The organism is Kitasatospora sp. NPDC088264, assembly GCF_040685715.1.
GTDB lineage: Bacteria > Actinomycetota > Actinomycetes > Streptomycetales > Streptomycetaceae > Kitasatospora.
Map to the genome: position 1 here is coordinate 19,128 of NZ_JBFBIR010000077.1, position 13,723 is coordinate 32,850.

Genomic DNA, 13,723 nt, shown 5'->3' on the forward strand with positions numbered 1-13,723 from the left:
ACACGGCAACGGTATGGACATCGACCTGCGGAAACTGCGGTACTTCGCGGCGGTCGCCGAGGAACTGCACTTCGGCCGCGCCGCCGAGCGACTGCACATCGCCCAGCCGGCCCTCTCCCGCCAAGTGCGCGCGTTGGAGAACGACCTGGGCGTCACGCTCTTGCGCCGCGACCGCAGGGGCACCGTCCTCACGCCCGCCGGAGCCCAGCTCCTCGACGAGGTGGGCCCGCTCCTCGCGGCGGCCGAGGCCATGGTCCGCCGGGTCACCGCCGCCGCCACCGCCACACGGGTCTTCACCGTCGGCTTTATGCCCGGTATCACCGTCACCCCCGCCGTGCGGGCGCTCACCGCCCGCCATCCCGGACTCGACGTCCGGCTACTGCGCACCGGCTGGGAGGACCAGGTCGAGGTCCTGCGCGACGGACGGGCCGACGTCAGCATCGTGCGTCTGCCGATCGATCAGAAGGGGCTGCGCGTACTGCCGCTGTTCAGCGAACCGCGCGTCGTGGTGCTGCCGACCGACCATCCGCTGGCCGGCGGGCCGGCCCTCACCGTCGCCGACCTTGCGGGCGAGCACCTCCTCCAGGACCCGGACGCCGTACCGGAGTGGCGCGACATCGCGCAGGAACTGCGCACCGGCGAACGCTCCGACGTTCCACCCATCCACAGCGTCGAGGAAAAGCTCGAACTGGTCGCCGTCGGCGCGGGCATCTGCGTGATCCCGCTGTCCACTGCGACCTTCTACACACGCCCCGACGTCGTCGCCCGGCCAGTCGAGGGCCTCGGCCCGGGGCAGGTCTGCCTGGCCTGGCCCGCCACCCGCCATTCCCGGCTCATCCACGACTTCACCGACGTGGTACCTGCCCTGGCACCACCGCCCACCTCGCCATGACCGCCACCCCACACGAACCTGCCGCCATCGCCGCCCACCGAGGAGCGGGCCACGTGAGGGACGCACCACACGGGGCCACTCGACCGCTGTCGCCGCGCGGTGCCGTCGGCAGCGCGCACTCGCGGGCCTCGGCGTCCTCTCCTCAGCAGCGTTCCGGAGCCGGGAGGCTCACACCACGGAAAGGAGGAGCCAGCCTTCACCGCCTCGGTCCTCGCCCGCGCCCGCCGCATCCGCCGCCAGGCCCCGTCCATCCGCAGCCGGGCGAGATCGCCGGCCACCTCTCCGCAACGCCTTCGGCCGACAACGGCTCTTCCCTACCGGCCGGGGCACGCCACCACGCGCCCCGGCCGTCCGACGCCGTTGCGCCGCCCCTTGGATAGGCTGCCGCAATGGCCCTCGACTCCCCCCGACTGCTGCGCGCCGACGCCGCCCGCAACGCGGAAAAGATCATCCGGGCCGCCCGGGAGGTCTTCACCGAACAAGGCCCCGACGCCCACCTCGACGACGTGGCACGCCGGGCCGGCCTCGCAACCGCCACACTCTTCCGCCGCTTCCCCGACAAAGCCGCACTCCTGCGGGCCGTACTCGACCAGCGCTTCGGCGAGAACGTCCGCCCCGTCATCCAGGCTGCCGCCCACGACCCCGACCCCGCCTCCGGAATGGCCCACGTCCTGGAAGCAGCACTGGAATCGGTGGCCGGCGACTACAACGTGCTGGCCGCCGCCCGCTCCGCCGGCGTCCTCACCCCGGCGACCGGGCAGGAGTTCTTCGCCGCCCTCGACGCCCTCCTGGCACGCGGTCAGCACACAGGCGCGATCCGCGCCGACCTCGTACCCGACGACCTCCACCGCATCGTCGTCATGCTGGTCTCGGTGCTGTGGACGATGGAACCCCGCGAAGACGGCTGGCGCCGCTACCTGGCCCTCGTCCTCGACGGCCTCACCCCCACCGGGGCCCGCCCGCTGCCCTGCCCCGCCCCCGCACTGCACACCCGCACACCCTGACACCGAGGCGGATGCCGGCCACCCCGCTGTACCGGGGTTGAGCAGCTCCGCAAGGAGTTCGCCGAGGGCAAGGCGGGCGAAACCGTCGGTGTGCGTCTGCGTGGTGTCAAGGGCGACGGCGTCGAGTCGGTCTCGCCGGGACACACCGCCCAGGTGGAGGTCACCCTGACCAAGCCCGTCGCGATGGAACACGGTCTGCGGTTCACCATCCGCAAGGGCGGCAGGGCCATCGGCGCCGGGGTGGTGTCCAAGATCATCGCTTAGGGCCGGACGAGCGGCGAAGCGGACCGGGCGCCGGAGGCAATGACCGGCGCCCGGCGAGCCAGCGTGTCCCCCACACGGTCTGGCCGAGACCCGATCCACTTCACGAAGTCGGCGCCTGCACCGCTTCGCCCTGCTGAGGGCAGCAGGCCAGGCCTGTGCCGTCGATCAGGCGGGCGTAGGGGTTGTGGCCTGCGAGCTCGATGGCAGTGGTCACGGCGCCGTACAGTGACCGCCGCAGCGCGAAGCCGAAGGGGCCCTGATCATAGGTTTTGCTGACGATGTGCTGGTAGTCGATGTTCAGATGAGCATCGCTTTCGCCCGTCGGTGCTGCTGGGGCGTGGGAACCTGCGATGAGGTTGGTCCAGACGCGGCTGACGAGCTCTGCCAGTTCTTCCACGACGTCTGGGTCGGGGGCGTTGCTCGCCGTGCTCATGCTGGGATGCGTGGCGATGAGACGGAACAGGTCACGCCAGCGGTCCGCCATCGACCGCAAGGCGGGCCCGTCGGTCAGGCACGCGGCTTGCTCGATGATGTCCCGGGTCAGCGCGGTGCAGCGTTGGCCGATGGGGTGCTGGGTCTGGTCGGTGGCGAAGTAGCGCCGGGTCGCACGGTGGGCGAGTGCCTCGGCCCACGTGGTGTCGTCCGGTTCGGGCGCGGTACGCCAGAGCGGTGTCCAGGTCGGGGAGTACATCATGTTGCCGGGCGGGAGCACGGTGGTGGCGGTGACCCTGGCTGCTTCCTGTGACGGGAGGAAGGAGCCGTTGGTGTGCGGGGCGGTGTGGGACAGCGCCGCGAGCTGGCGCCGGAGGAAGTAGCGGGGGGTGAGCGCGAAGTAGACGCACGCGCCCATGGCGATCTCTGCCGCCACCTGGTGGCCGTCGTGTCCGCAGTCGCAGGCGATCGCCTCGTCGGTGGCCGCGGCGAGGGCGTCGGCGAAGCCGATCAGGTTGCGGCCGTCTCCGCTCGCCAGTGCCAGGTGAAGCTCGTTGAACGCCTCCTTGGCACCGTAGTCGTGGAGTAGATCGACGCTGGCGTTGTAGTAGAGGGGGCCGTTGATAGCGCGGAACATCCTTCCGCATCGGTCACTGCCGGGGAAGTATCCCCGGTCGGTGGACAGGTGCCGGTAGGGAGCCCAGCCGACCGTGAGGCGAAGGATCGCCGGCAGGTCTCCGTCCCACCAGCGTGCGACCAGATAGTCGGCTGGTGCGGGGGCCGAGGCGGGTGGGACAACGGCGCAGGGGCCGGCGGCCGGAACAGCGTTCAGGAGTTCCGTCCGTATCTCCTCTTTCATCTGGATGACCGCACAGGTGACTGTGCTGTCCCGGAATGCCTGTTGGGCGGCGCTCCCGCTGAGGCAGGCGATGCCCTCACTGCTCGCGTCGATGTACGGCTCCAGCCCGACGGCTCCGCTGTCGTCGGGTGCGTCCGGGTAGTCGATCCCCATGCTCGCAGCCATCAGCGAGGCGCTCAGGTCGGGAATGCGCCAGTCCGTACACCGGATGGTGACATCGGCCTGGAAGGCTCCCCAGAGGTCCCGTACGGCCATCGCTTCGAGAGAACGCCGCTCGGACTCGGCTCCCCGGCGCAGGTACTCTTCCGCCACCTCGGCGACTTCGCCGCCCTTACCGGGAATGATCCCGCACAGCTCGGCGAGTGCTCGCGCCGACTCGGATGAACGGCCGTCCCACAGCCTGTCCTTGGCGAACAGGACGACCTTCCGCGTCGTGTCCCCCACGGCGCTTGAGGCCACCGACTCCCGGAGTTCGCGCGACCTGGTCACCGCGATGGCCGACCAGCTCATCCGCTCGCCCTCCGGGTACACCTCCATCCGCGGAGACTGGTAGGGGACATAGGCGGGCGCTGTGGCGATCCGCAGGACCGTATCGTGCTCCCGTTCCCCATGAGGCGCCCCGGCATGACTCTGCCGGTGGACGTCGTCCGGGTCGGTGCTGTCGTCTTCCGCGGCGGACCCGACCCGTAGGCCCGACAGCAGCTCAGCGGGCCTTGATCCCGCAGGGACCAGACCGGCAGCCTGAGCGTTCCAGTACACGGATTCCTGGGTGTCTGTGGTCACGGCTACTTCTCCTTGGACGTGATCTGCGGTGCGCGCGCGGCAGAGCGAACTGCCGGTGCTGGTACGTGTTCGCGATGGGCTCCGCACGGCCGTAGCCGTGGTGAGAACTCGGTTGGCCCGGTCACGGAACAGGTGGATCAGGTGCTCGATTTCGGTGCTCCGCACGGCCTGAGCGGCCTCTCCCGGGGGCCCGGACGGTGGGATCCACACCAGCCCGGCAGTCACAGGGGCGGCCAGGACGGGCGGTCGCCTTCCGGTGCGACTGCGCTCATGTGGTCCTCTTCGTCGCGGCCCGTGCGAGTTCGCGCAGGGTGGCGGCCGCGGCGGGCGGGATCGTGCTGCGGGAGAGGGCGTGGTCGGCCTGCGCGCAGCGGGCCCGGATCATCTGCTCGACCATGTCGCGGGCGCCGGTGGCGGTGATGACGCGTCGGGCGTCCTCGGCCTGCTCCTCGGTCAGGTCGGGGTCGCCCAGGAGCCGGCGCAGCCGGGCGGCCTGGTCCGGGGTTGCGAGTTTGAGGGCGAGGGCTGCGAGGGTGGTGTGCTTGCCGTCGCGCAGGTCGTCGAGGGTGGGCTTGCCGGTGCGGTCCGGGTCGCCGTAGACGCCGAGGAGGTCGTCGCGCAGTTGGAAGGCCTCTCCGAGGGGGAGGGCGAAGTCGCTGAGGACGGTGCGCAGTTCGTCGTCGGCTCCGGCGAGGGTGGCACCGATCTGCAGGGGGCGTTCGCAGGTGTACTTGGCAGTCTTGTAGTGGATGATCGCCAGTGCCCGGTCGACGTCGTCGGTGGGGTGCCCGGTGGAGGCGAGGTCGAGGTACTGGCCGTACATGACCTCGGTGCGCATGGCGTCGATGAGCGGCAGGATGCGGACGAGCCGGCCCGGGGTGAGGCCTGCGGTGTGGAGGAGTTCGTCCGACCAGGCCAGGGCGAGGTCGCCGACCAGGATCGCGGAGCCGACCCCGAGGTCGTCGGCGGCCGCCTCGCTGCGGCCCTCGCGTTGCAGGGTGGCGAGGGCACGGTGGACGGTGGGGTGGCCGCGGCGGGTGGTGGAGCGGTCCATGATGTCGTCGTGGATGAGGGCGAAGGCGTGGAACATCTCCAGCGACGCCGCCACCCGCAGTACCGGCCGCGGATCGCCTTCGCCACCCGCCGCGCGCCAGCCGGTCACGCACAGCAGGGGGCGCAGGCGTTTGCCGCCGGAGGAGAGGAAGTCGTGCAGGATCCGGGGAATCTCCCCGGGCAGGTACCGCGCGGTCGCCGCACGGGCCTTGGCGGTGAGGAAGCCGTCGAGGATGCCGTCGACCTGGGTACGTACCACTGTCAGGTCGGGTGATTCGGAGCCGAGGGTCCTGGCCGTCATCATGCTTCTCCGTTCGGTACACCGGTTGCCGCCCCGGCCGAGTGGTGCTCTCACTCCGGGGGCGCACGAAGGGCTTTTCACCGGGGCGCTTGCCAGACCTGCCTGGCTGCGCCCACAGTGTGTCCAGTAAGCCCTGGCGAGCCGCTTCGACGTAACTCTGCTTAGCGGCAGGGTTGTTGAACCTCTCGCCGTGTTGAACGCCCCGCACCCGCCCACGACGTCGCTTCCGCCGCGACCACGAGGTTCACCGTGAGTCCCCGAAACACACCCAATCCCCGTCTGCGGGCTCTGCTCGACGAGACAGGCTGGACCAACGAGCAGCTCGCCCGAGCCGTCAACGCCGTCGGCAGCCTTCGCGCCCTGCCCCTGCACTACGACCGCACCTCGGTCGCGCACTGGCTCCTCGGCTCCCGCCCCCGCCCCGAAGTGGCCGACATCGTCTGCCACGTCCTGTCCGACGCCCTCCACCGCGCGATCACGCCCCAGGCCGCCGGCCTCTCCCCCTCCGCCGCCACCGTCGAGAAGCCCACCACCCCGGACATCGCCGTGCGGCTGGAGCAACTCGGTGCCGCCTCGGCCGTCAGCCCCCGCACCCTCCGCCTGATCCCCTACGACCCGACCCTGCGGTCGCCCGTGGCTGTCGCACCCTCGCCGCGCCCGAGCGGTAGAACGCGGGTCAGTACCGCCCACGTCCAGGCCGCGAACCTGATGGCCACCGTGTTCGCCGACGCGGACGACATGTTCGGCGGTGCCCGGACCCGCCCGGCCCTCACCACCTACCTGGCCACCGACATCGCACCCCAACTCACCAGCCCCGTCGGCGCCACGCTCCACCGGCAACTGCGCCAGGCCGCCGCCGACCTCGCCTACCTCACCGCCTTCACCTGCTTCGACGAGCACCTCCACGGCGCCGCGCAGACCTACTACCGCATCGCCGCGGAGCTCGCCATCGAGGCCGCCGACCCGCTGCGGCACGCGATCGTCCTGCGGCAGATGAGCGTCCAGGCCAACCACATGGGCGACCGCGCGCAGGCCCTGAACCTGGCCCAGGCCGCGGCGGCCGACGTCACCAGACTCCCACCGGGTTCGGCCGCGTTCATCACCGGGCAGCTCGCCGTCACCCTCGCCGCTTCCGACCGGCGCCGCGAGGCGTTCACCCAACTCGACCGGGCGCAAAGCCTGTTGGACGACGCCCAGGACGAGCACCGGACCACCGGCGGTTACCACAGTGCCGCCCTCAACCACCAGCGGGCCGAGGTCTTCGCATCAACCGGCGACGTCTCGCGAGCATGCGCCGTTCTGTCCCACTCCCTCACCCGCAGGCCGTCCGACGAGCGCCGGGCCCGGGCCCTGACCACCGCGCGACTCGCCGAACTCCTTCTTCAAAAGGGACAGTTGGAGGAAGCCTGCCAGCACTGGCACGCCTTCCTGCACGACTACCCCCATCTGCAGTCGGCCCGCGCCACCGCGGCCCTGCACACCATGCGCGGCCGTCTGCGCAGCTACCAGCGCGTCCCGGCCGCCGCCCAGCTCCTGCGCCACCCCATCCACCACGAGGACTGCCGGATCCCTTAGGTCCTGTCCGGCTGATCTTGGCGGATCGGCCCGCGGCTCTCCCCGCCGGAGGCTGGGGGCGGATGCCCGGCGTCGCGGGCCCGGCAGGATCGGCCGGACAGGACCTGGTCGGCCCTGGTCCGCCGCGCCTTCAAGCCGGTCGTATCCGACGGTTCGTTCGGCGCGCTCGACGGGTGCCTCGCCTCGGGCGTCGTCCGAACGCTAATCGGGGTACGGACGCCACCCTGCCGCCGGTGGTGGTGTGTTGGGTGGTGACAGCGGTGGGCCCGGCGCCGGAGAGGGCGTGGAGGATCCGGGTCAGCAGCGCGGGATCGGTCGTGCTGGTGGCGGTGACCCCGATGGCGGCGGTGTGCCGGAGCCATTCGGGACGGATGTCCTCGGGACTGTGGATGAGGCGGGCCGGAGCGCCCGCCTCCTCGACGACCCGCAGGGCCTCCTGGGCCTCGGGCTCGTCGAGCAGCCCGGCGATCAGGACGGTGTCACAGCTGTGGGCCAGGCGCTGCAGGGTGTGCGCGCGGTCGTCGGCCGCATGGCAGTAGCTGGCGGGGTTCTGCGGAAGGACGTGTCCGAAGCGGGCACGTACGGTCTCCGTGATGACTTCGGCGTCCTCGACCGGCCGCCCGGGGGCGATGACGACGGCGACCCGTGCCGGGTCGGGCACGGGCACCGCCATGGCATGTTCGAGGTTCTCGAGGACCTTCACCTGCCCGGGTGCCGCCTGGGCGGTCAGACCGGGAGTCACCGCGTCGGTGGACCGTCCGGCGACCAGCACGGCCTCGCCGCCGGCGACGAAGGCCCGGATCTGCGCGTGGAGGTCCGCGACCTTCCCGCAGGTCGCGTCGACGACGGTGACACCGCGCCCGGCCAGTCCGGCCCGGACCTCGGGCGTGGCGCCGGCCGGGCCGATCACGGCCACCGCGCCCGGAGGGACCTGCTCCGCCACGGCGACGGACACCACCCCTCGCGCCCGCCACCGGGCCGCCACCAGGGCATCGACCGGCAAACCGCCCACCACCGCCACCGGCCCCGCCGTCCCACTGAGTACGGCGTCGACCTCTTCACGGGCCCGCACCGCCCCTGCACACAGCGGTGCGACGCCGGCCGACACCAGCCGCCTCGTGCGCAGCAGCGCCGCCCAGTTGTCCAGTGCGCGCACGGCTTCCTCCGAGGGGGCATCCGCGCCTGCGGAGGTCACCACCGCCAGCCCGACCACGGCACCGTTTCGACCTACGTAGGTCACCGCCCGCACCGCCCCGCCACCCCCCGCACCCGCACCCGCACCCGCACCCGCACCGAGTTCCTCCCAGGGCGGATCCCCTGTCCACAACGAGGTTCCAACTGCCCCGCCGGTCACGGTCAGGCCCGCGGGCACGGTGAGACCCGTCGCCGTGGCGGAGGCCGCAGGCCGAAGCGCCCCGGCCCCGCCGCAGGTCGGGACGGGAAAGTCCTGGTAGCGGACCCGCAGCCCGGCGCGGCGCAGAGCCCCGGCCACGAGTTCGGCTCCACGGCAATCGACCGGACCCCGCAAGGGATGGTGCAGGAGGGTCGGGACCAGGGCCTCGTCCGGGCACAACGGCCCGACGAGAACGGCCCATTGGTCTTTTCTGAGCGTTCTCTTCACTGCGGTTCTCTCCCTGCCCACGCGTCAGTAGGACGCCGGACAGAACGGGATCCGCACACGGGAATCCCCGGCGTTGAACACGTACTCTGACGCCCCGGCACCCGGCGCCTTCACAGCGACAACGCCCATCCGCCCCGCGCCCACCCGAACGGCCGTTGGCCTCACTCGAAGGTACTGAAGGTTCCCCGAGACGCCCTGGACGGCCGACTACTGGGGCAAATTTGTTCCCATATACGGCAGTTCGGAGTCGTTCAAGGTCGTTCAACACGGCAGGAGGTTCAACAAGCATGCCATGAAGAAGAGTTACGCCGGATGACCTGGCTGGGGCTCACTGGACACACGTGAGCGTTCCCCGGCAGGTTCAGCGAACGCCTCCGCCGCAGGTCCTCTGCTCACCCATGCGTGAGTGCGCCACCGAGCCGGCGCGGACAACCGGGGCAGCGGGCCCGAAGGGCCTCCCCCGCCCGCCGGCCGCACGGACCTCGCGGACCCGACCATCCCTCAGGAGAGACTGATGCCCCTACTGGTCCGTACCGATGCGGCGGGCGCCCTGCACCGCCCCGCCGACACCACACCGCTCGCCGTCCTCGCACGTGGCCGGGTGTCGCGGTGACGGCCGAACCCGACCGCACCCCCACAGCCGCACCTCCTCCGCCGCCCGCCGCCCGGCGGCAGAGGACGGTGGTTCTCGCCTCGCCGCGCTCGTTCTGTGCCGGGGTGGAGCGCGCGATCGACACCGTGGAACGGCTGCTGGACGCCCCGGACCGGAACGGGCCGGTGTACGTACGCAAGCAGATCGTCCACAACGCCCACGTCGTGGCGGGCCTCGCCGCCCGGGGAGCGGTGTTCGTCGAAGAACTCGACGAGGTACCGGCCGGTGCCACGGTCGTCTTCTCGGCCCACGGTGTGTCACCTGAGGTCCATGCCCAGGCCGGTGCCCGCGAGCTGACCGTCGTGGACGCGACCTGCCCGCTGGTCACCAAGGTCCACTCCGAGGCCAGGCGCTTCGCCGCTCGCGGCGACACCATCGTCCTGATCGGGCACGCCGGGCACGAGGAGGTCGAGGGCACCCTGGGTGAGGCCCCCGCCTCCATCGTCCTGGTCGAGACCCCCGCGCAGGCGGCCGCTCTCCAGGTCCCCGACGGGACCCGCGTCTCCTACCTCACCCAGACCACCCTGGCCGTGGACGAGACGCGCGAGGTCGTCGACATCCTGCGCCGCCGCTTCCCGGCCCTGCGGGAGCCCCCGTCGGACGACATCTGCTACGCGACCACCAACCGGCAGCTGGCCGTGACGGAAGTCGCGGAGCGCTGCGACCTGGTCCTGGTCATCGGCTCGGCGAACTCCTCGAACTCGGTGCGGATGGTGGAGGTCGCCCGCCGCGCCGGTGCCGAGGCGCACCTCGTCGAGGACGCCGACGGCATCGACCCGGCCTGGATCGAGCGCGCCGGCACCATCGGTCTGTCCGCCGGAGCGTCCGCCCCACCGGCCCTGGTGACCGGTGTGATCCGGGCCCTCCACCGGTGGGGGCCGGTGACGGTCGTGGAGCACACCGCCGCGGTGGAGGACATGTACTTCGCGCCGCCGGCCCCGGTCCGGGAGCGCCCGTGAGCACTCCTCGGTTCCGACTGTCGGTCACCGTCCACGGCGATCGGCGCGCCACAGCCACCATCCACTTCGTCCGCTTCGAGAAGGTGTTCACCCCATGACGGCCATCGACCCTCCATCCCGAGCCGGGGAGACCCGCCCCACCACCGAGGAGAAGAGCAGACGCACCGCCACCGGTACCGGGGTGCCCCCCACCGCTCACGGACCACTTCCCCTCCCCGGAACCCCGGCCGCCCTGCGCGCCCTACGCCCCGGCCGACTCGACCGGCTGGCGGCCGGGATACGGGACCTGCTCGTGGACCGGGTGTCCGCCACCGGTGGCCATCTGGGCGCGAGCCTGGGCGTGGTGGAGCTGACCATCGCCCTCCACCGGGTCTTCGACTCGCCGCGTGACGCGATCCTGTTCGACACCGGCCACCAGTCCTACCCGCACAAGGTCCTCACCGGACGCGCCCGGGAGTTCGCCACCCTGCGCCAGCAGGGCGGGCTGTCCGGCTACCCGAGCCGGGCCGAGTCCGCGCACGACTGGATCGAGAACTCCCACGCCTCCACCGCCCTGGCCTACGCCGACGGCCTGGCCAAGGCCTTCCACCTACGAGGAGCGGCACGGCGGGTGGTGGCGGTCGTCGGCGACGGCGCGCTCACCGGCGACCTGGCCTTCGAAGCCCTGAACAACCTCGGGGCCGCCGGGCGCCCGGTCATCGTCGTGCTGAACGACAACACCCGCTCCTACGACCCCAGCGCAGGTGCACTGCCCGCCCACCTGGCCCGGCTGCGCGAGAGCGGCCAGGTCACACCGGACCGCAATGTCTTCACCGACCTCGGGTTCGCCTACCTCGGCCCCGTCGACGGCCACGACATCCCCGCGCTGGAGACCGCACTGCGCCGCGCCGCTGCCCTCGGACGGCCGGTCGTGGTGCACGCCGTCACCACCAAGGGGAAGGGCTACGCCCCGGCCGAAGCCGACACCGACGACCGGATGCACGCCTGCGGAGTCATCGACCCGGCCACCGGCCGCCCCCGCACCACGGGCAAGCCGACCTGGACGTCCGTCTTCGCCGCCGAGCTCGCCGCCCTGGGAGGCGAGCGCGAGGACCTCGTCGCCCTCACCGCGGCGATGCGCCTGCCGGTCGGGCTCGGCCCGTTCTCCCGGAAGTTCCCCGACCGGGTCTTCGACTCGGGGATCGCCGAGCAGCACGCCGTCACCTCCGCCGCCGGGCTGGCGATGGGCGGCCTGCACCCGGTGGTGTGCCTGTACGCGACGTTCCTGAACCGGGCCTTCGACCAGGTGCTGATGGACGTGGCGCTGCACCGGCTGCCGGTCACCTTCGTCCTGGACCGGGCCGGGGTCACCGGCCCCGACGGGCCCTCCCACCACGGCCTGTGGGATCTCGCGGTCCTGGCCCGCGTCCCGGGCATGCGCGTCGCCGCGCCCCGTGATCCGGCCCGGCTGCGGGCCCTGCTGCGCGAGGCGGTCGAGTCCGGCGACGGCCCGAGCACGGTGCGCTTCCCCAAAGCCGCCGCCGCGGCCGACATCGACCCGCTGACCACCATGGACGGCATCGACGTCCTGCACCGCTCCCCACACGCGCCCCTGGACGTGCTGCTGGTCGCGATCGGCACGACAGCCGGCGCCTGCCTGGAGGCCGCCCGACTCCTGGCGGCCCGGGGCATCGGAGTGACCGTGGTCGACCCCCGCTGGGTGGCCCCGGTCAACCCCGCCCTCGTCCATCTGGCCGGACGCCACCGCATCGCCCTGTCCGTGGAGGACGGGGTCCGCGAGGGCGGCATCGGAGCCCTCCTCGCCCAGCACGCCACCGACGCCGGGGTCACCGTGCCCGTTCACGCCCTGGGCCTGCCCACCCGGTTCCTGGCCCACGGTGAGCGCGGCGCCCTCCTGTCCGCCGCCGGGATCAGCGGTCCTGCCATAGCCGACACCGCCCGCCGCCTCCTGGAGCACGGCGCCCCCTCGGCCGCCTCCCTGCCGGCACCATCCTCCACACGGAGCACGTCATGAACAGCGTCGACCTCCCCGACCCCACCCCGCCCGGCCGTCGCGGCCCCGGGCCCGGCCCCGGGCCCGCGCCCGGTGATGGACCCGTTCTCGCGGCCCGCCGCCACTCCCGGCAGATCCACGTCGGCAGGGTCCCCGTGGGCGGCGGAGCACCGATCCCGGTGCAGACCATGACGACCACCCCCACCACCGACATCGACGCCACCCTCCAGCAGATCGCCGAGGCCACCGCGGCGGGCTGCGACATCATCCGCCTCGCCGTCCCCTCCGCCGACGACGCCGCCGCCCTGCCCGGGATCGTCGCCAAGTCGCCGATCCCCGTCATCGCCGACATCCACTTCCAGCCCCGCTACGTCTTCCAGGCCATCGACGCCGGCTGCGCCGCGGTCCGCGTCAACCCCGGCAACATCAAGAAGTTCGACGACAAGGTCAAGGAGATCGCCCGGGCCGCCGGCGCGGCCAGGGTCCCGATCCGGATCGGGGTGAACGCCGGCTCCCTGGACCCGCGCCTGCTCGCCAAGCACGGCAGCGCCACGCCCCAGGCACTGGCCGAGTCCGCGCTGTGGGAGTGCTCGCTGTTCGAGGAGCACGGCTTCACCGACCTCAAGATCGCCGTCAAGCACCACGACCCGCTGACCGTCATCGCCGCCTACCGGCTCCTCGCCGCCGGCTGCGACTACCCCCTGCACCTGGGCGTCACCGAAGCCGGCCCCGCGTTCCAGGGCTCCATCAAATCCGCCGTCGCCTTCGGTGTCCTCCTCGCCGAAGGCATCGGCGACACCATCCGGGTCTCCCTCTCCGCACCGCCCGCCGAGCAGGTCAAGGCGGGCTGCCACATCCTCTCCTCGCTCGGGCTACGCCCGAGGAAGCTCGAAATCGTGTCCTGCCCCGGCTGCGGACGCCTCCAGGTCGACATCCACCGCCTCGCCCAGCGGGTCGAGGCCGCCTTCGAGGGGTTCCCCCTCCCCCTGCGCGTCGCCGTCATGGGCTGCGTCGTCAACGGCCCCGGGGAGTCCCGGGAAGCCGACATCGGAGTCTCCTCCGGCAACGGCAAGGGCCAGATCTTCGTCCGGGGCCGGGTCGTCGCGACCGTCCCCGAAAACCGGATCGTCGAACGTCTCCTGGAAGAGGCCCTCAAGCTCGCCGAACACCAATCCACCAGGTCTCCCACGTAGACCGCCCGAAGGAGCAGAGTCCCATGGCCACTCCGAGCAAGCCGATTCGCCGACTGGACCGGGTGATCATCCGTTTCGCCGGTGACTCGGGTGACGGCATGCAGCTCACCGGTGACCGGTTCACCTCGGAGACGGCGTCGTT

9 protein-coding genes and 1 pseudogene are annotated in these 13,723 nt (G+C 72.0%); 7 read left to right on the forward strand and 3 right to left on the reverse strand.

The genetic code is table 11. The annotated features are described in order from the left end of the window. Positions 1 to 13 precede the first annotated feature (13 nt). From AB0O82_RS34870 to AB0O82_RS34880, 3 genes and pseudogenes are all read left to right on the forward strand, one after another. The gene (locus tag AB0O82_RS34870) at positions 14 to 892 is read left to right on the forward strand and encodes a LysR substrate-binding domain-containing protein (RefSeq protein WP_363588436.1); all 879 of its coding nucleotides are present in this window, start codon (positions 14 to 16) and stop codon (positions 890 to 892) included. Positions 893 to 1,281: 389 nt separating this feature from the next. After that, a complete protein-coding gene (locus tag AB0O82_RS34875) occupies positions 1,282 to 1,896 on the forward strand; it encodes a TetR family transcriptional regulator (RefSeq protein ID WP_363588438.1) in 615 nt (204 codons plus the stop codon). A gap of 27 nt (positions 1,897 to 1,923) precedes the next feature. Then, a pseudogene (locus tag AB0O82_RS34880) lies at positions 1,924 to 2,160 on the forward strand (hypothetical protein); the annotation flags it as partial. A 100-nt stretch (positions 2,161 to 2,260) separates the two neighbouring features. Here AB0O82_RS34880 and AB0O82_RS34885 read toward each other — a convergent pair. Together AB0O82_RS34885 and AB0O82_RS34890 are read right to left on the reverse strand one after the other, a co-directional pair. Continuing rightward, entirely contained in the window at positions 2,261 to 4,234 is a 1,974-nt protein-coding gene (locus tag AB0O82_RS34885) for a hypothetical protein (RefSeq protein ID WP_363588440.1), read from the reverse strand. A gap of 268 nt (positions 4,235 to 4,502) precedes the next feature. Then, positions 4,503 to 5,588 carry a polyprenyl synthetase family protein gene (locus AB0O82_RS34890; RefSeq protein ID WP_363588442.1) on the reverse strand — a complete coding sequence of 362 codons (1,086 nt, stop codon included), beginning with the start codon at positions 5,586 to 5,588 and terminating at the stop codon, positions 4,503 to 4,505. A gap of 249 nt (positions 5,589 to 5,837) precedes the next feature. Between AB0O82_RS34890 and AB0O82_RS34895 the strand changes: the two genes are divergently transcribed. Beyond that, a complete protein-coding gene (locus AB0O82_RS34895) occupies positions 5,838 to 7,163 on the forward strand; it encodes a hypothetical protein (protein WP_363588444.1) in 1,326 nt (441 codons plus the stop codon). A gap of 130 nt (positions 7,164 to 7,293) precedes the next feature. On the opposite strand, the gene AB0O82_RS34900 is transcribed toward AB0O82_RS34895, so the two are convergent. Beyond that, a complete protein-coding gene (locus AB0O82_RS34900; protein ID WP_363588446.1) occupies positions 7,294 to 8,403 on the reverse strand; it encodes a hypothetical protein in 1,110 nt (369 codons plus the stop codon). 990 nt (positions 8,404 to 9,393) lie between these two features. On the opposite strand from AB0O82_RS34900, the gene AB0O82_RS34905 reads away from it, so the two are divergent. The 3 genes from AB0O82_RS34905 (at position 9,394) to ispG (ending at position 13,581) form a co-directional block, all read left to right on the forward strand. Continuing rightward, positions 9,394 to 10,395 carry a 4-hydroxy-3-methylbut-2-enyl diphosphate reductase gene (locus AB0O82_RS34905; RefSeq protein WP_363588448.1) on the forward strand — a complete coding sequence of 334 codons (1,002 nt, stop codon included), beginning with the start codon at positions 9,394 to 9,396 and terminating at the stop codon, positions 10,393 to 10,395. A 94-nt stretch (positions 10,396 to 10,489) separates the two neighbouring features. Further along, positions 10,490 to 12,409 (forward strand): 1-deoxy-D-xylulose-5-phosphate synthase, encoded by a 1,920-nt coding sequence (locus AB0O82_RS34910; protein WP_363588450.1) that lies wholly within the window; start codon positions 10,490 to 10,492, stop codon positions 12,407 to 12,409. Then, on the forward strand, positions 12,406 to 13,581 hold the full coding sequence (gene ispG / locus AB0O82_RS34915) for a flavodoxin-dependent (E)-4-hydroxy-3-methylbut-2-enyl-diphosphate synthase (RefSeq protein ID WP_363588452.1): 1,176 nt from the start codon (positions 12,406 to 12,408) through the stop codon (positions 13,579 to 13,581). Before AB0O82_RS34910 ends, ispG begins: the two co-directional genes overlap by 4 nt. Positions 13,582 to 13,723 lie beyond the last annotated feature (142 nt).